This window comes from Amycolatopsis sp. NPDC114484, assembly GCF_055633755.1.
This window is the reverse complement of the sequence record NZ_JBVKDQ010000039.1, coordinates 24,199-40,861: the sequence shown is the minus strand read 5'-3', so window position 1 is coordinate 40,861 and position 16,663 is coordinate 24,199. Positions and strand designations below refer to the sequence as shown.

Annotated in this window: 14 protein-coding genes; 10 read left to right on the top strand and 4 right to left on the bottom strand. The window is 70.4% G+C overall.

Features of this window, described 5'->3' with window-relative positions:
* Positions 1 to 37: 37 nt before the first annotated feature.
* The 4 genes from ACZ7SW_RS43790 (at position 38) to rho (ending at position 5,685) form a co-directional block, all read left to right on the top strand.
* Positions 38 to 1,312 carry a homoserine dehydrogenase gene (locus tag ACZ7SW_RS43790; protein WP_470236294.1) on the top strand — a complete coding sequence of 425 codons (1,275 nt, stop codon included), beginning with the start codon at positions 38 to 40 and terminating at the stop codon, positions 1,310 to 1,312.
* Positions 1,309 to 2,364, top strand: a complete 1,056-nt coding sequence (thrC, locus tag ACZ7SW_RS43785) for a threonine synthase (protein ID WP_470236277.1) — start codon at positions 1,309 to 1,311, stop codon at positions 2,362 to 2,364. The genes ACZ7SW_RS43790 and thrC overlap by 4 nt, the downstream gene beginning before the upstream one ends.
* Entirely contained in the window at positions 2,361 to 3,242 is an 882-nt protein-coding gene (gene thrB / locus ACZ7SW_RS43780) for a homoserine kinase (RefSeq protein WP_470236276.1), read from the top strand. Before thrC ends, thrB begins: the two co-directional genes overlap by 4 nt.
* A 406-nt stretch (positions 3,243 to 3,648) precedes the next feature.
* Positions 3,649 to 5,685: a transcription termination factor Rho gene (gene rho / locus ACZ7SW_RS43775; protein WP_470236275.1), complete on the top strand. Its 2,037-nt coding sequence runs from the start codon at positions 3,649 to 3,651 to the stop codon at positions 5,683 to 5,685.
* A gap of 217 nt (positions 5,686 to 5,902) precedes the next feature.
* On the opposite strand, the gene ACZ7SW_RS43770 is transcribed toward rho, so the two are convergent.
* On the bottom strand, positions 5,903 to 6,427 hold the full coding sequence (locus tag ACZ7SW_RS43770) for a CHAP domain-containing protein (RefSeq protein ID WP_470236274.1): 525 nt from the start codon (positions 6,425 to 6,427) through the stop codon (positions 5,903 to 5,905).
* Between the two features lie 233 nt (positions 6,428 to 6,660).
* On the opposite strand from ACZ7SW_RS43770, the gene rpmE reads away from it, so the two are divergent.
* Together rpmE and prfA are read left to right on the top strand one after the other, a co-directional pair.
* Entirely contained in the window at positions 6,661 to 6,888 is a 228-nt protein-coding gene (gene rpmE, locus ACZ7SW_RS43765; RefSeq protein WP_043832086.1) for a 50S ribosomal protein L31, read from the top strand.
* A gap of 82 nt (positions 6,889 to 6,970) precedes the next feature.
* Complete coding sequence (prfA, locus tag ACZ7SW_RS43760; RefSeq protein WP_470236273.1) at positions 6,971 to 8,041, top strand: peptide chain release factor 1; 1,071 nt, start codon at positions 6,971 to 6,973, stop codon at positions 8,039 to 8,041.
* Between the two features lie 3 nt (positions 8,042 to 8,044).
* Here prfA and wsfD read toward each other — a convergent pair whose 3' ends face one another.
* The 3 genes from wsfD to ACZ7SW_RS43745 form a co-directional block, all read right to left on the bottom strand.
* Positions 8,045 to 9,472 carry a glycan biosynthesis hexose transferase WsfD gene (gene wsfD / locus ACZ7SW_RS43755; RefSeq protein WP_470236272.1) on the bottom strand — a complete coding sequence of 476 codons (1,428 nt, stop codon included), beginning with the start codon at positions 9,470 to 9,472 and terminating at the stop codon, positions 8,045 to 8,047.
* An 86-nt stretch (positions 9,473 to 9,558) separates the two neighbouring features.
* A complete protein-coding gene (locus ACZ7SW_RS43750; RefSeq protein WP_470236271.1) occupies positions 9,559 to 10,338 on the bottom strand; it encodes a TIGR03619 family F420-dependent LLM class oxidoreductase in 780 nt (259 codons plus the stop codon).
* The gene (locus ACZ7SW_RS43745; RefSeq protein WP_470236270.1) at positions 10,335 to 11,072 is read right to left on the bottom strand and encodes an alpha/beta fold hydrolase; all 738 of its coding nucleotides are present in this window, start codon (positions 11,070 to 11,072) and stop codon (positions 10,335 to 10,337) included. Before ACZ7SW_RS43745 ends, ACZ7SW_RS43750 begins: the two co-directional genes overlap by 4 nt.
* A 57-nt stretch (positions 11,073 to 11,129) precedes the next feature.
* Between ACZ7SW_RS43745 and ACZ7SW_RS43740 the strand changes: the two genes are divergently transcribed.
* The 4 genes from ACZ7SW_RS43740 to ACZ7SW_RS43725 all read left to right on the top strand — a co-directional run bounded on the left by ACZ7SW_RS43740 (position 11,130) and on the right by ACZ7SW_RS43725 (position 16,215).
* The gene (locus tag ACZ7SW_RS43740; RefSeq protein ID WP_470236269.1) at positions 11,130 to 11,474 is read left to right on the top strand and encodes a MerR family transcriptional regulator; all 345 of its coding nucleotides are present in this window, start codon (positions 11,130 to 11,132) and stop codon (positions 11,472 to 11,474) included.
* Between the two features lie 75 nt (positions 11,475 to 11,549).
* Positions 11,550 to 12,416 (top strand): peptide chain release factor N(5)-glutamine methyltransferase, encoded by an 867-nt coding sequence (gene prmC / locus ACZ7SW_RS43735; RefSeq protein WP_470236268.1) that lies wholly within the window; start codon positions 11,550 to 11,552, stop codon positions 12,414 to 12,416.
* Between the two features lie 311 nt (positions 12,417 to 12,727).
* Positions 12,728 to 14,893 carry a M6 family metalloprotease domain-containing protein gene (locus ACZ7SW_RS43730; RefSeq protein WP_470236267.1) on the top strand — a complete coding sequence of 722 codons (2,166 nt, stop codon included), beginning with the start codon at positions 12,728 to 12,730 and terminating at the stop codon, positions 14,891 to 14,893.
* 125 nt (positions 14,894 to 15,018) lie between these two features.
* Positions 15,019 to 16,215 (top strand): hypothetical protein, encoded by a 1,197-nt coding sequence (locus ACZ7SW_RS43725; RefSeq protein WP_470236266.1) that lies wholly within the window; start codon positions 15,019 to 15,021, stop codon positions 16,213 to 16,215.
* Positions 16,216 to 16,663 lie beyond the last annotated feature (448 nt).

Sequence of the window (16,663 nt, the reverse complement as noted above, 5' to 3'; positions counted from 1 at the left end):
CCCGTCTCCCACCGACCGCGCGCCTATCCGGGTCGCGATGCTCGGCTGCGGCACGGTCGGCAGCGAGGTCGCCCGGCTGCTCACCGAAGAGGCCAGCGAACTGGCGGCCCGCGCGGGCGCGCCGGTGGAACTGGTCGGCATCGCGGTGCGGCGCCCGGACAAACACCCGGAGCTGCCCGCCGAACTGCTCACCGACGACGCGGCCGCGCTCGTGGCGCGCGACGACGTCGACGTCGTGGTCGAGCTGGTCGGCGGGATCGACCCGGTGCGCAGCTGGCTGCTCACCGCGCTGAACGCGGGCAAATCCGTGGTCACCGCCAACAAGGCGCTGCTCGCCGAGCATTCGGCCGAGCTGTTCGAGGCGGCCGACGCGGCCGGCGTCGACCTGTACTTCGAGGCCGCCGTGGCCGGGGCCATCCCGCTGCTGCGCCCGTTGCGCGAATCGCTGGCGGGCGACCGGATCACCCGCGTGATGGGGATTGTCAACGGCACCACCAACTACATCCTCTCCGCGATGGACGCCACCGGCGCGGGCTACGCCGAAACGCTCGACGAGGCGAGCCGGCTCGGCTACGCGGAGGCGGACCCGACGGCGGACGTCGACGGCTACGACGCCGCGTCGAAGGCCGCGATCCTTGCCTCGCTGGCGTTCCACTCCCGGGTCACCGCGAAAGACGTGCACCGCGAAGGCATCGCCGACGTCACGGCGTCCGACCTCGCTGCCGCGCGAACGCTTGGCCGCACGGTGAAACTGTTGGCGATTTGCGAACGGGTGACGGCGGACGACGGTGCGGAATCGGTGTCCGCCCGCGTGCATCCGGTGATGATTCCGCGCAGCCACCAGCTGGCCGGGGTCGGCGGCGCGTTCAACGCGGTTTACGTCGAGGCGGACGCGGCCGGCGAGTTGATGTTCTACGGCCAGGGTGCCGGCGGCGCGCCGACCGCCAGCGCGGTGCTCGGCGATCTCGTCGCGGTGGCGCGCAACCAGGTGCTCGGCGGCCGCGGCCCGCGCGAATCGGCGCACGCCGCGCTGCCGGTGCGGCCGATGGGCCAGACGCCGACGCGTTACCACGTGAGCCTCGACGTCGCGGACCGCGCGGGTGTGCTCGCCCAGGTGGCGCAAGCGTTCGCGGCGCACGGCGTGAGCATCGCCGCGGTGCGCCAGCGCGACGCGAACGACACCGCGAGCCTCGTGGTGGTGACTCACCTCGCGCCCGACGCGGCCTTGCAGTCCACTGTGGACGAAATCGCGAAACTCGATGTGGTGCACGAGGTGGTCAGTGTGATGCGCGTGGAAGGCGAAGACGCATGAGTGCGTGGCCGGGAATTATCGAGGCGTACCGCGACCGGATTCCGGTCCCCGACGGGGCGCACGTGGTCACGCTCGGCGAGGGCGACACCCCGCTGCTGCCCGCCGCGCACCTGTCGGAGCTGACTGGAGCCGAGGTGTACCTGAAGGTCGAGGGCGCGAACCCGACCGGCTCGTTCAAGGACCGCGGGATGACCGTGGCGATCACGCACGCGCTGGCCAGCGGTCTCAAAGCGGTGATCTGCGCGTCCACCGGCAACACGTCGGCCTCGGCCGCCGCGTACGCCGCGCGGGCCGGGCTCACCTGCGCGGTGCTGGTGCCGCAAGGCAAGATCGCGATGGGCAAGCTCGCCCAGGCGGTGCTGCACGGCGCGCGGATCCTCCAGGTGGACGGCAACTTCGACGATTGCCTCGAACTCGCCCGCAAGACCGCGGCGGACTATCCGGTCACCCTGGTCAACTCGGTCAACCCGGTGCGCATCGCCGGACAGAAGACGGCGGCGTTCGAGATCTGCGACGTGCTCGGCGTGGCCCCCGACGTGCACTGCCTCCCGGTGGGCAACGCGGGCAACATCACCGCGTACTGGAAGGGCTATTCGGAGTACGCGGCCGACGGTGTGGTCAAGAACACCCCGCGGATGTTCGGTTTCCAGGCCGCCGGCGCCGCGCCGCTGGTACACGGCGAACCGGTTTCCGACCCGGACACCATCGCGACCGCGATCCGCATCGGCAGCCCGGCTTCGTGGGACGGCGCGGTGCACGCGCGCGCCGAATCGAATGGCCTGTTCGAGGCGATCACCGACGAGAAGATCCTTGAGGCGTACCGGCTGCTGGCCCGTCGCGAGGGTGTCTTCGTGGAGCCCGCGTCCGCGACGAGCGTGGCCGGCCTGCTGGCCACCGCGGCGGACGGACGGCTGCCGAAGGGCGCGAAGGTCGTCTGCACGGTCACCGGGCACGGCCTGAAGGACCCGGCCACGGCGCTGGAGGGCAACGTCGAGGTGGAACCGCTCGCGGTCGACCCGACGGCCGTGGCGGCGGCGCTGGACCTGCGATGAGCGGGTTCCGCGCGACGGTCCCGGCGTCCACGGCGAACCTCGGCCCGGGATTCGACGCGCTCGGCCTCGCCCTGTCCCGCTACGACGTGGTCGAACTGCAGGTCACCGAGGGCGGCCTGAAGATCGAGGTGCTCGACGCGGGCGCGGGCGGCGTCGAGGACGTGCCGACCGACGAGTCCCATCTGGTGGTCCGCGCGCTCCGGCGGGCCTGCGAGCACCTGGACGTCCGGCCGCCCGGCCTGCACCTTCGTTGCCACAACAGCATTCCGCACGCGCGCGGCCTCGGGTCGTCGGCGGCCGCGGTGGTGACCGGCGTGGCGCTGGGCTACGCGCTGGCGGAGCGTCCGCTCGACGCCGACGCGCTCCAGCTCGCGGCCGAGTTCGAGGGCCACGCGGACAACGCGGCGGCGAGCCTGTTCGGCGGGCTCGTGGTGGCGTGGTCCGAGGACGGCCGGTTCCGCGCCGAACGCGTGGAGCCGAACCCGGCGATCCGGCCGGTGGTCGCGGTTCCCGCGGAGAAGTCGTCCACCAACACCACCCGCGGCCTGCTTCCGCAGCAGGTGCCGCACGCCGACGCGGCGCACAGCGCGGGACGGGCGGCGCTCGCCGTGCTGGCCGTCACCGAACGGCCTGAGCTGCTGATGGCCGCTACGGAAGACCGGTTGCACCAGGATTACCGCGCCGAGGCGTACCCGGCGAGCACCGAACTCGTGCGCACGCTGCGTGCCCACGGCGTGCCCGCCACGATCTCCGGGGCCGGGCCGACTGTGCTCGCTCTCACTCTGACGGGAATACTCCCGCCCAGCGTGGACGTTACGGGCTTCGACGTCGCCGAATTGCCGGTGGACCGCGATGGAGTGCAGGTTGTGGCCAGGTGACGACCTGGTCACAGGCTGGGCGGCAGCGTGCGCCACGCGGGGGGTGGTTGTTGCACCCGGACAGGGCGCGGTCTACCCTCGGGGGCGTTCGATCACCGTGCGTTTCCGCACCCGATGCCGGGCCTGTTCGCCCCTAGCGGCGGCTCCGGTCCGCATCCTTCGTCGATCCGCCCATTCCGCACCGCCCGGCACGCGGGAGGCGGAGGGACGCAGGCGGGTTTCCGGTTCCGGCGGTGCCGAATTCCGCTTTCTCCGTCCGGAGGGGGCAAACACCCTGTGCTGGCGGCGCTTCGCTGTGTCTCGCACGGCTGGGCGCGAGCCGTCCGCATCGGAGGCAGAAGCCGTCTCGCTACCGGCGGCAGTCCGCTGATCCACCTGGAACGTGGATCGGTCAGGAAGGACATGTGTGAGCAACACCGATCTGTTGAGCGGCGACGTGGAGACCCCCGCCGCGGCCGCTGAGACCAATGGGGCCGCGGCCGCTCCGAAGCGCCGCACCGGGGGCCTGTCCGGAATGGTCATCGCCGAGCTCCGCCAGCTGGCGGGCGAACTGGGTGTGGGCGAGACCACCGGCATGCGCAAGGGGGACCTGATCGCCGCGATCCGCGAGCGCCAGGGCAAGAGCAAGAAGCGCGCCGCCGCCGAGACGCTGCCGCTCGACGGCGTCGGCGAGCCGGTCAAGGCGGAGAAGGCCGAGAAGCCCGCCCGCCGGGCCAAGGCCGACGCGCCGAAGGCGGAGGCTCCCAAGGCGGAGCCGAAGGCCGAGCCGGTCCAGGCGGAGGCCCCCAAGGCCGAGGCCCCGAAGGCGGAGACCGCGCAGGACGGGAAGCCGGCCGCGCAGGAGCGCCCGGAGCGGCACGACCGTTCCGAGGGCCAGTCCGACGGCCAGTCCGAGGAGGGCGGCCGCAACCGGCGTCGCCGGGGCGGCGCGAACCGGGGCGACGGCCAGCGCGACCAGCGCGGCGACCGCCAGGGCGGCAACCGCGACAACAGCCGCGACAGCCGGGACAACCGCGACAGCCGGGACAGCAACAGCGGCCGCGAGAACCGCGACGGCAACCGCGACAACCGCGGCGGCCAGGACAACCGCGGCGGCCAGGACAACCGTCCGGACAGCCGCGACAACCGGCAGCGGAACCAGCAGGACAACCGCGACAACCGGGACAACCGCAACAACGGCCCGCAGGACGACGACGAGGAAGGCGGCCGCCGCGGGCGCCGCTTCCGCGACCGCCGTCGCCGGGGCACCGGCGGCGGCCGCGCCGAGGGCGGCGCGCCGGACACCGAGATCCGCGAGGACGACGTCCTGCTGCCGGTCGCCGGCATCCTGGACGTGCTCGACAACTACGCGTTCGTGCGCACCTCGGGCTACCTGGCCGGGCCGAACGACGTGTACGTGTCGCTGTCGCTGGTCCGCAAGTTCGGCCTGCGCCGCGGCGACGCGATCACCGGTGTCGTGCGCCAGCCGCGCGAGGGCGAGCAGCAGCGGCAGAAGTTCAACCCGCTGGTGCGCGTCGACTCGATCAACGGCCTGGAGCCGGACGAGGCCAAGCGCCGTCCCGACTTCACCAAGCTGACCCCGCTGTACCCGAACGAGCGGCTGCGCCTCGAGACCGAGCCGCACAAGCTCACGACCCGCGTGATCGACCTGATCATGCCGGTCGGCAAGGGCCAGCGCGCGCTGATCGTGTCCCCGCCCAAGGCCGGCAAGACGACGATCATGCAGGACATCGCGAACGCGATCACGACCAACAACCCTGAGGCGCACCTCATGGTCGTGCTGGTCGACGAGCGCCCGGAAGAGGTCACCGACATGCAGCGGTCGGTGAAGGGCGAGGTCATCGCCTCCACCTTCGACCGCCCGCCGTCCGACCACACCTCGGTCGCCGAGCTGTCCATCGAACGGGCCAAGCGCCTGGTCGAGATGGGCCACGACGTGGTCGTCCTGCTCGACTCGATCACCCGTCTGGGCCGGGCCTACAACCTGGCCGCGCCCGCGTCGGGCCGGATCCTGTCCGGTGGTGTCGACTCGACCGCGCTGTACCCGCCGAAGCGTTTCCTCGGCGCCGCGCGCAACATCGAGAACGGCGGCTCGCTCACCATCTTCGCGACCGCGATGGTGGAGACCGGGTCCACGATGGACACGGTGATCTTCGAGGAGTTCAAGGGCACCGGCAACGCGGAGCTCAAGCTGGACCGCAAGATCTCCGAGCGCCGCGTGTTCCCGGCGGTCGACGTCAACCCGTCCGGCACCCGCAAGGAAGAGCTGCTGCTCTCGCCGGACGAGCTCGCGGTCACGCACAAGCTGCACCGCGTGCTGCACGCGCTGGACTCGCAGCAGGCCATCGACCTGCTGATCTCGCGTCTGCGCAAGACGAAGACCAACATCGAATTCCTGATGCAGGTCTCGAAGACCGCCCTCGGCGGCGGAGACGACGACTGAGTTTCGCTTCAACGCACCCGGCCCGCCCCCATCACCTCGGGGGCGGGCCGGGTGCGTTCGCGGTCCGTGAGGGCCACCTTCAGGGACTCTGATTCCCTCAGGGTTCCCCTCACGACTCCCGCCGTCCGTGAGGGGAACCCCAAGGGACCCTGATTCCCTCAGGGTTCCCTTCACGGACTTTTCTCCCCGCACCGGGGAGGTGGCGCGGGGAGAAAGCTCAGTGGCGGGGGACAGCGGCCGGGGTCCAGCCGCGGTAGTTGTTGAAGTAGCTCGTGGAGCTGCCGTGGCCGATCTTGCCGCCGACGCTGGTGGCGTAGAACCCGCCGTTGCCGTCCGCGATGCCGACGTGGCCGTAGGCGCTGATGTTCCAGTACACGAACGAACCAGCGGGCGGCTTGCCGCTCGTGTGCTTCGGGCTGGCCCCGTTCCAATGTGCGTTGGCGGACGCCCAAACCCCAGTGGTGCCGTAAGAATTCTCGGCGGCCTTCTCGCAGTAGTGCTCCCACCCGGTGCTCCCGGCGTGCGCCTTGTACCAAGCGACGGCACCGGCCGGGGTGCCGTCGGCGGCGCCGGTCAGATTCGCCTCGGACAGCTCGGAGAACGTGCCCGCGGCGGGGTTCACGTCCGCCGTCGTGATCCCGTCGGCGGCGTTCGCGGCGGGCGCGAAGACCGCGGCGGAAGCGGCCAGTGCCAGCACGGCGGCCGGCTTCGCGAGCCGGGTGAGCAGGTCGGTCGTGCGCATGTCCGGACCTCCAGTAAGTGAGCGATTCACGAACTCGGCCAGCTTCACGCCATCAGGTACAAAATCCGTACAATGCGAATGTCCTTCACTACCCACCGTCGCGTCCGGCGGCGGAATACCTGGTCACCGGGGTGTGTTGAAGCCCTTGCCAGCACGTCTGGCAGAATGACCCGCTGAAGTCCGGCACCGGTTCACCCCGCACTGGGGACCCGGGGCCAACGAGAGAGGACACCATGAAGAGCGGTATTCACCCCGAATACGTGACCACGACCGTCACGTGCAACTGCGGGAACAACTTCGTCACCCGCAGCACGAAGGAGTCGGGTCAGATCCACGTCGAGATCTGCTCGAACTGCCACCCCTTCTACACCGGCAAGCAGAAGATCATGGACACCGGTGGCCGGGTTGCCCGGTTCGAGAAGCGCTACGGCAAGCGTCAGCAGAAGACCGACGCCAAGTAGCTTGTCCGACGGCGCCCACCCGCACGCCCGGGTGGGCGCCGTTGTTCTGTCCGGGCTTGTTTCGCGAGAGGGAGACGGCGAAGTGGATTCGAGTTCGCTCAAGGGGCTGCTCGACGAGCACGCGCGGCTGGAACAGCAGCTCGCCGACCCGGCGGTGCACGCGGACCAGGCACAGGCCCGCAAACTGGGCCGCCGCTACGCCGAGCTGAGCCCGGTCGTGCGCGCGGTGCGCGAGCTGGACCAGACCCGCGACGATCTTTCCGCGGCCAAGGAACTCGCGCCCGAGGACGCGGCGTTCGCCGCCGAGGCCGACGAGCTGGCGGCGAAAATCCCGCAGCTCGAAGCGAAACTCACCGAACTCCTGCTGCCGCGCGACCCGTACGACGGTTCCGACGTCGTCATGGAGATCAAATCCGGCGAAGGCGGCGAGGAATCCGCGCTGTTCGCCGGCGACCTGCTGCGGATGTACCTGCGCTACGCCGAACGGCACAACTGGAAGGCCGAGGTGCTCGACTCGACGGAGTCGGACCTGGGCGGCTACAAGGACGTCACGCTGTCTCTCAAGAGCAAGACCGCGGACGTCGAAGGCGTGTGGGCGAGGCTGAAGTTCGAGGGCGGCGTGCACCGCGTGCAGCGCGTGCCCGCCACCGAATCGCAGGGCCGCATCCACACGTCCGCGTCCGGCGTGCTGATCTACCCGGAACCGGAAGAGGTCGAGGTCGAAATCGACCCGAACGACCTGCGCATCGACGTGTTCCGGTCTTCCGGCCCCGGCGGGCAGAGCGTCAACACCACCGACTCGGCGGTGCGGATCACGCACCTGCCGACCGGGATCGTCGTGTCGTGCCAGAACGAGAAGTCGCAGATCCAGAACCGCGCGCGGGCGCTGCAGGTGCTGCAGGCGCGGCTTCAGCAGGTCGCCGAGGAAGAGGCGGCGGCGAAGGCCTCGGACGCGCGCCGTTCGCAGGTGCGGACGGTGGACCGTTCGGAGCGGGTGCGGACGTACAACTTCCCGGAGAACCGGATCTCGGACCACCGGGTGAATTACAAGGCGTACAACCTGGACCAGGTCCTGGACGGCGAACTGGACGGCGTGCTGGACGCGCTGGCCACCGCCGACCGGGAGGAGCGGCTCGCTTCGCAGTCGGGCTGATTCTCAGACTGCGGCAGGGATTTCCTCGGCGCTCGGATCCTTAGTGCGCTCCGGCTCGGTTTCCGCGCGGGGGAGCAGGCTGAGGACCGCGAACACCACGGCCAGCACAGTCGGGAACAACGTCAGCAGCTGGTGCTTCACGCCTTCGATGCCTTCGCCCAACGCGGACAGTCCAAGCTGTCCCGCCGCGAAGAACACCAGCAGGAACGCGACAATCCCGTACTCGCGCCGACCACGACGGAACGCGCGCACCCCGGCCCAGCCGACGAGCACCCAAATCGGCACCAGCGCGAACAACCCGAGCGGCGCGATCAGTGCGGCGAGCCCGGAGAACACCGGCACCCGGTATTCCTTGGCCAGCCGCGGCTGTCCGGAGAGTTCGCCGAAGCTGCCGAGGTTCTCCGGGCGCGCGGTGAGAGCGTCGACCCCGCCCTGCTGCAGGATTTCCGCCGTCCGGGCCGGATGCGTCGCGTAGTAGTGCAGCACGTTGCGGCGGCTGATTTTGTCTTTGTACCGCGGGTAAAGCGGGTCGTGCCAGGCCGCGCGCTCGCCCCACCAGCCGGTGCCGACGTACTGTTCGAACGATTCCGGCAGCCCGAGCGCGGCGAGGTCGGCCTTCGTGTCGTGCTTTCCGTCCACAATGGAGTCGAAGATCGCGTGGTACATGTTGGCCTCGCGGTATTCCGCGTTGGCCGGGTCTCCCTGGGACTGGATCGCCAGGGTGCCCGCGCCGACGATCGCGAGCACCGCGAGCGGCAGCACCCAGCGCTTCCGCCCGTGCGCGCCGGACGGCCGGGCCAGCAGCAGCGCGAGCGCGAAAAGCGGGATGAGCAACAGGGTCTGCGATTTGGCGTTGATCCCGATGAGTCCGCCGAGGACAGTCACCGCCGCACCGGCCCAGCGCAGCTTTCCGGTGCGGTGCAACAAGAACAGGCCACCGCAGATCAGCAGGACGCCGAGGAACGCCGCGCCTTCGCTGAGCACCGACGCGAAGTAGCCGAAGAACGCCGAGTCGCCCATCACGAGCAGCAGCAACACCGTGGCGATCAGCCGGTTTCGCCGGTTCAGGTCGAGACCGAGCACGGTGACCGTGATCGCCGCCGCGACCAGCACGCAGGTGAGCACGCCGAGCACCAGCAGATTCAGCACACCGGAGGCACCGAACAGCGCGCCGATCTTGCCCGCTGCCCAGTCGAGCCAGGTCTGGCTCGAGACGTAGGCGGAATCGCACGGCGGCGCGGACCCGTAACTGAACCGGACGAACCCTTCCGACGGCCGGTCCAGTTGCCGCCCGCCGAGTTGGCACAGCAATCGCCAGCCGTCGCCGTTGTCGGCCATGCCGACCGGACGGGGCACCAGGAACCGCAGCAGCAACAGTCCGAGCGAGGCGACGAATACCCCGAGGCCGAAGCGCAGGTCCCTGGATCTCACCGGCCGGAGTCTAGAGGGGACCGACGCGGGGCCAAGGAGGCGCCGGGCTCGTGAGCGTTTATCGCGGTTCCAACCGGGATAGGCACTCACGAGGTCGCGTCAGCGAAGGCGGCCATCCGCTCCTCGTATCCCTCGTCACTCCCGAAGTGCACGGCCACCGCGTCCGCGCCCGCCTTCCGATACGCCCGGTAGGTCTCGACGGCCGAGCTCAGCTCCTGACTGAACTGCTGCCGGGCGATCCGCCGCACGCGCCGCTCCGGATCGAGCCGAGCCAGCGTCGCGACCCGTTCCGCGAAAGCCCCCGGCGAGAGGCCCGCACTGAGCCACTGGTCTCCGGCCCGGACCGCGCGGCGCAGCGCGACCGTCGAGTTCCCGCCGACCAGGATCGGGATCCGCCGCCGCGGCCGAGGTTCGAAATACCCGCCAGCCCGGCCCCGTCCGGTGGTGAACAGCTGGTCCAGCAGCGAAAGCGTCTCGTCCAGCACCGCGCCGCGCCGAGCGAAATCCGCGCCGATCTCCGCGAACTCCGGCTCGTTCCACCCAGCGCCGACGCCGAGCACCAGCCGGTGCCCGGACAGCCGGTCGATCGTCGCGGCCTGCTTGGCCAGCAGATACGGCTCGCGCAGCGGCACGATCACCACCGACGTGCCCAGCTGCACGCGTTCGGTCGCGGCGGCCAGGTAAGCGAGCGTCGCGAGCGGTTCGTACACCCCGCCGAAGACCTCGCCGAACGGTTCCGGCGGCAGCACATGGTCCGGCAGCCAGACGGATTCGTACCCCAGCTCCTCGGCCAGTCGCGCGAGGTCGGCGAGGCGTCGAGGGGTCAGGTCGGGCGATTCGTTCGGCAGGACGACCTGGCGGCTCATCGCAGGACCTTCCGGATCGCGGTGAGCCAGGCGTCCGGCGCTTCGTCGGTGATGCCGTGCCCGGACGCGATCTCGACCAGCTCCGCGCCGGGAATGCCGTCGGCCAGCTCGTGCGAGTGCCTCGGCGGCACGAGGACGTCCAGAGTCGTGGCGATCACCAGCGTCGGGACCGCGATCGACGCCAGTTCCGCCCGGGTGTCGACGGATCGGACCAGCTCGACCTGCTTCGCCGTGCCCTCGGGCACCGACTCGGCCAGCCCGGCGACCGCCGCGGTGAGCTGCTCGGGCGTGAGCGCGGCGAGGAACGGCTCGCTCGTCGCGAGCAGCATCAGGTACTTGGCGAGCAGGGTGCGGTCGCCCTCCAGCAGGTGCGCCCACAGATCCAGCGCCAGCTCCATCCGCGCATCCGGCCGGGCGAGGCCGGCGGTGAGGATGAGCCCGGTCACGCGGTCGGGGTGCCGGGTAGCCGCGCGGACCGCGACGGCCGTGCCGAGCGAGTAGCCGAGCACCGTGAACCTCTCGACGCCCGCGTCGACGGCGGTCGCGACCAGGCCGTCGGCGAATTCGTCGAGCGTGCCGCCCGCGACGGGGTAATCGGCCCCGACCACGGTGTGCGTGCGGGCGAGATCGTCCAGCAGCGGACCGAAGTTGGCGCGTACGCCGCCGCCCGCGCCGTGCGCGAGCAGCAGGCCGGGGCCCTGTCCGAGAACGAGAGGCGCGAAATGTTCTGTCATGTTCGCGACGTTAAGGATTGACACCAGTGTGAAGGCCAGACGCAGGGGAAGAATCGGATGCTGATCGGCGAACTCGCGCAGCGCACCGGCGTGGCGCCGCGGTTGCTGCGCTACTACGGCGAGCAGGGGCTGCTGTCCTCGACGCGCAACACGAGCGGGTACCGGGTGTACGGAGAGGACGCCGTCGTCCGCGTGCTGCAGATCCGGAAACTGCTGGCCGCGGGCCTGACCACGGAGATGATCGCCGGGATGCTCGACTGCGCCAGCGGTCCCGCCGCGCATCTCGACCTGTGCCCCGACCTGGTCCGCAGGCTGCGCGGGGAACTGGCCGAAGTGGAGCGCCGGATCGGGGATCTCGCCCAGCGGCGCGAAGTCCTGTCCGGGTATCTCGGCCAGGCGTGAGGCCCGCGCGGGCGGGGGTCGATACGCTGAGCAGCACCCCCGTTGGGGGCAGTTTCGACGAGTGAAGGACGACCAGTGAATCGGCAGCCGCTGCGCCTGGCCATCATGGAGGCCACCCGGATCCTCACCGAGGCGGGCGTGGAATCGCCGCGGTCGGACGCGGATCTCATCGCCGCGCACGTCCTCGGCGTCGAACGGGGCAGGCTGCCGATGGTGCCGCTGGTCGACCCGCCGGTGATCGACGCGATCGGGCAGCTGGTCGCGCAGCGCGCCAAGCGGATCCCGCTGCAGTACCTGACCGGCTGGGCCGCGCTCGGCAACATCACCGTCAACGTCGGCGCGGGCGTGTTCGTCCCCCGCCCGGAAACCGAACTGCTGCTCGAATGGGGCGTGAAGTTCCTGCAGGGCCGCGAATACCCGGTGGTGGTCGACCTGTGCACCGGTTCCGGCGCGCTGGCGCTGGCGCTCGCGCACGAACGCCCGGACGCGGTGGTCTACGCGGTCGACGTCGACCCGCAGGCGCTCGCCTGGGCCAGGCACAACGCCGACGTGCACACCGCGGCCGGAAACACGCCGATCCGGCTCTACTCCGGCGACATCGCCGACCCGACGATGTTCGCCGAGCTCGACGGTCTCGTGGATCTGGTGCTCTGCAACCCGCCGTACGTGCCGGAGGGCACGCCGGTCCCGCCAGAGGTCGGCGAGCACGACCCAGCGCGCGCGGTCTTCGCGGAGGAAAGCGGCCTGGCGGTGATCCGACACGCGATCGCCGCCGCCGCGCGCTTGCTGCGCCCGGGCGGCGGCCTGGCGATCGAACACGACGACACGCACGGTTCGGCGGTGCCCGCGCTGGTACGGGCGCGCCGGGTGCTGACCGGCGTCGAGGACCACCCGGACTACACGGGCCGAGCCCGCTTCGTCACCGCCCGTCGACTGGGCTGACGCTCTTCTTGCTCACCGAAGGTCTGTGAAGGGCTCCTTGAGGAATCCAAGTCCCTCAGGGGTCCCCTCACGGACAGCAGCGGGTCGTGAGGGGGGCCTTGAGGGAATCAGAGTCCCTGAAGGTGGCCCTCACGGACTTCACCCGGGCACCCCTCGCGGACGGCGGCACTGCGCCATTCGCACCTTTGCCCCTGTCTTGCCCGACTTTCGTCGTGCGGCAGCGGGGTGGATTTCGTTCGCGCGCCTAACGATCACCGTTAGCGTCGGGCCTCGGGACCGCCGGGCGGACCGGCGGACTGTGAGGAGCGAGGATGAGATCCCCCTTACCCCGCCGGGATCACCGCACCCGGACCACCCGCCTCGGCATCGCCCGGACCGCTCGCGTCCGGAGCACCCGCCTCGACGCTGCTCGTACCACCCGCGCCTGGACGACCGGTCTCGGCACTGCCCGCGCCGGGACCACCCGCGCCTGGACGACCCGCCTCGGCACTGCCCGCGCCCGGACCGCTCGCGGCCGCGTCGCCGTAGTCGTGGCGGTCGCGGCACTGGCGCCCGCGCTGTTCGCCGGGACCGCCGCGGCCGATCCGCTCACCCAGGGCTGGCCCGCGGCGCTGGACTCCGCGCACTGGGCCGACCAGGCGAGCATGACCTGGCAGGACTACCGCCACGTGCCCGGCACCAACTGGGCCGACCCGTCGCTGAAACCGACCGTGCGCAAGTTCAAGGGCGCCGTCGTGCTGGCCGACTACCCGGACGAGGATTTCGTCGTCACGAAGCCGCCGCATTCGACCGTCTTCGGCAATCCGACGCCGTCGGCGAGCAATCTGCCGCGCGAAAAAGTCGCGCAGCACTACCAGGATTTCCTCAACAAACCCGAAACCTTGAACCACGGCCACACCATCAACGAGTACTGGATGGAGGACTCCGGCGGCCGCTTCGGCGTCGACCTCACCGCGTTCGGCCCCTACCGGATGCCCGGCAAATCCTTCGAGTACGGCATGGAAATGCAGCCGGAGGACTGCCCGGCGAACGCCGACTGCACCCGCGACCTGCGCAAGGACGCGGGCGACGCGTGGCGCGCCGACGTCGGCCCGGTCGCCGACCAGTTCGATTTCATCTTCTTCCTCTCCGCGGGCCAGGACGAAAGCTCGACGTGGCAGGAATTCGGCGAGATGAAGTTCGGCTCGAAGGAGAACGTGCCCGCCGAATTCGGCCCGCCGGGCAGCAAACCGGGCGACCAGAACTGGGCGCACACGCGGTACGTGCCGTGGACGTCGTGGGCCTCGGCGGCGAGCATCTGGCCCAACGCGGCCGACGGTTCCTCGACCCAGGGGGAAAGCTCCGGCCAGGCCGTGTTCGCACACGAGTTCAGCCACATCCTCGGCATCGGCGACAACTACAACAACCCGTTCGGCAACCCGCCCCGGCGCTCGTACACCGGACCGTGGGAAATGTTGTCGCGCGGCAGTTTCAACGGTCCCGGCGGCCCGCACACGCGCTGGCAGATCCCGGCGACCGAAGGCGGTTCGATGGGCGCGCACCACATGCTGCGCAACAAACTCAAGCTCGGCATCGTCGATCCGAAAGCCGTACTGACCCTCGACCGGAACCAGCTCGCCACGACCGGTCCGGTCACCGCCCGCGTGACCGCTCGGGAAGCGGAGCCCGCGCCCGGCGCGTACGCGGGCGTCACGATCGCGCTCACCGGCGGCGACCGTTCGCCCAAGTGCGATCCGGCGAAGGACCCGAAATGCGACGGCGGCGGGTACGACCACTACAGCGTCGAAGTCATCGACCGGATGGGATCGGACTCGTTCGCTCCCGACTCCGGCGTCCTGCTGGCCAAGACCAAGAGCCGGGACGCCGCGCCGTTCGAGTGGATCGTGGACGCGAACCCGCAGGACATCGGCCTGACCGACTACGTCCGCTCGGACGGCACCCCGGTCAAGATCACCGTCGGCGACTACCGGCAGCTCAACGACGCCACGTTCAAGGCGGGCACCGGCGCGGCCAGCGGCTACGAGTACACCGACGAGGCCAACCGCTTGCGGTTCCTCGTCACCGACCTCGACCGGGACAGCCGGGGCGTGCTGTCGTACACGGTCACCGTCGCGTCGCTCGACGGCGCCGGACCGCAGGCGCGCGGCGCGTGGTTGTGGCCCGCACTGCCCGCCTTCACCCACGGCGGGCTGGCGACCTGCGACTTCCGCCTTTCGAACCAGGGCTCGGCACGCGGCGCGGCAGCTCCCTACGACCAGGACACCTACCGGCTGACCGCGTCCACCGACACCCGGGGCTGGGAAGTCCGGCTGCCGAACGCGTTGGCCACCGCCAAGTTCGGCAGCTCGACGCAAATCCAGGCGTACGCGAAACGTTCGGCGAACGCGCCGCACACCGCTCGCGTCCGGCTGACCGCGACGTCGATCGCCGACCCGGCGAAGACCACCACCACCGCCTGTACCGCGATCGGATTCTGAACCCGGAAAGGCGCCATCCGTCCACCCGGCGGATGGCGCCTTTCGGCTGGGCGGCAACTGCTTGCCCCCGCGCCGAGCGAGCCCCTACCTTGGGGCGGCCGAACAATCAGACTTCTGGGGGAGTCATGTTCTTGCGTCATCGAATCACCGCCGGATGCGGCGCCGCGCTCATCGCCGCCACGGCGTTGACCGCGAGCGCGACCAACGCGTCCGCCGCGGCCGGACCGACCACGCTGCCCGCCAGCGAATACACGCTGACCTCGGATTACCACAAGTACGACGCGGCCTACTCCGGTCTTTCGTCGAAGCTGCACACCGTGCCGGTGCACACCGTCATGGACAACGCAAACCACGACCGCAAACCGCTGCCGTCGACCTTCAACCCGGCCGGTCTCGCCGGCGGATTCCGCTTCGACGACGGCGACAACACCGACTGCACCAACTACCCGCAGGGCATCACCACCAGCCGCGACGCGGTCGGCGGCGACAACGGCGGCAACTACGACGGCCACCAGCTCGTCGCGGTCAGCTGGTACACGCGCGACAAATGCGGCGGCAAACAGGTCCGCAGCCGGATCACGCTCGCCGACTGGGACGCGACGTACCCGAACAAGTACCGCAAGATCCTGCTCGTCGAACCCACCGGCACCACCGCTTCGCCGAACTACAAAGACATCCCGATCCACGCCGGCGGCGTCTCCTGGTACGGCGACTACCTGTACGTCGCCGACACCGGCAGTGGCATGCGCGTCTTCGACCTGCGCAAGATCCTCGAGGTCAACTCGGGCGGCACGGCTGACCAGATCGGCCTTTCCGGCGGCCAGTACTACGCGCACAACTACCGCTACGTCCTGCCGCAGGTCGGCACGGTCGCCGCGCACACCACGTCCGGCACGAACCTGGCCTGGTCGAGCATCTCGCTGGACCGGGTGAGCAAGTCGATCGTGATGACCGAGTACACCTGCAAGGCCGACTGCACCGACTACCCGAACCGCCCGCCGCGCGCGGTCCGCTTCCCGTTCGCCCCGGGAGCGACGACGTTCGCCGCCTCGACGACGGCGAGCCAGGCGCTGCAGCTGCCCTGGTACAACCTCAACGGCGTCGCCTCGCACAACGGCCGCTGGTGGTTCAACTCCTCCACTCAGAAACAGCTCTACTACTGGACCCCGACGGCGGCCCCGGCCACGCACGCCTGGGTGAGCAGCGGGGAGAGCATCTCGTACTGGGAGGACCCGAAGGACGCGGATCTGCTGTGGTCCCTGCAGGAGGGGGCGGGGAACCGGAACGTGTTCGCGGTCAAGCAGGCCAGTTACGGCAGTTGACCGCTGACTGCTGGCCGCTGATTGCTGGCCGCTGATTGCTGATTGCGGCCGCTGACCTTTCGGCTTGCGGCCCTGCTCTCGCAGCCGTCCGTGAAGGGCCCCTTGAGGGAATCAGATTCCCTCAAGGGGCTCTTCACGGACCTTCACCGCGCCGCCCCTTCGCCCGAGCCCTTCACCATCGCCCGGTCGGAGCCGGGTCAGCCCGCGCGGCGCGAGATCCCCGCATCTCGCCCTATCCCGGAACCCGCCCCGATCCGCACCCTCAATCCCGGCACCCCCGCCCATCCCGGCGCCTCGCCCCACTCGGGTGCCTCGCCTCGCTCCGGCACCTCGTCCCGCTCCGGCACCTCGCCTCACTCCGGCACCTCGCCCCGCCCTGGCACCCGCCTCACTCCGGCGCCCCGCCCCGGCACCCCTTCCCACCTCGGGGCGCCCCAAACCCCCGCAC

What these genes read in the sequence shown, in the direction of transcription:
- ACZ7SW_RS43725 (WP_470236266.1), top strand. Translation starts at nt 15,019, where the DNA reads ATGTTCTTGCGTCATCGAATCACCGCCGGATGCGGCGCCGCGCTCATC.
- ACZ7SW_RS43750 (WP_470236271.1), bottom strand. Translation starts at nt 10,338, where the DNA reads ATGAGCCGCCAGGTCGTCCTGCCGAACGAATCGCCCGACCTGACCCCT.
- thrB (WP_470236276.1), top strand. Translation starts at nt 2,361, where the DNA reads ATGAGCGGGTTCCGCGCGACGGTCCCGGCGTCCACGGCGAACCTCGGC.
- ACZ7SW_RS43770 (WP_470236274.1), bottom strand. Translation starts at nt 6,427, where the DNA reads ATGCGCACGACCGACCTGCTCACCCGGCTCGCGAAGCCGGCCGCCGTG.
- ACZ7SW_RS43730 (WP_470236267.1), top strand. Translation starts at nt 12,728, where the DNA reads ATGAGATCCCCCTTACCCCGCCGGGATCACCGCACCCGGACCACCCGC.
- ACZ7SW_RS43790 (WP_470236294.1), top strand. Translation starts at nt 38, where the DNA reads ATGCTCGGCTGCGGCACGGTCGGCAGCGAGGTCGCCCGGCTGCTCACC.
- rpmE (WP_043832086.1), top strand. Translation starts at nt 6,661, where the DNA reads ATGAAGAGCGGTATTCACCCCGAATACGTGACCACGACCGTCACGTGC.
- ACZ7SW_RS43745 (WP_470236270.1), bottom strand. Translation starts at nt 11,072, where the DNA reads ATGACAGAACATTTCGCGCCTCTCGTTCTCGGACAGGGCCCCGGCCTG.
- ACZ7SW_RS43740 (WP_470236269.1), top strand. Translation starts at nt 11,130, where the DNA reads ATGCTGATCGGCGAACTCGCGCAGCGCACCGGCGTGGCGCCGCGGTTG.
- thrC (WP_470236277.1), top strand. Translation starts at nt 1,309, where the DNA reads ATGAGTGCGTGGCCGGGAATTATCGAGGCGTACCGCGACCGGATTCCG.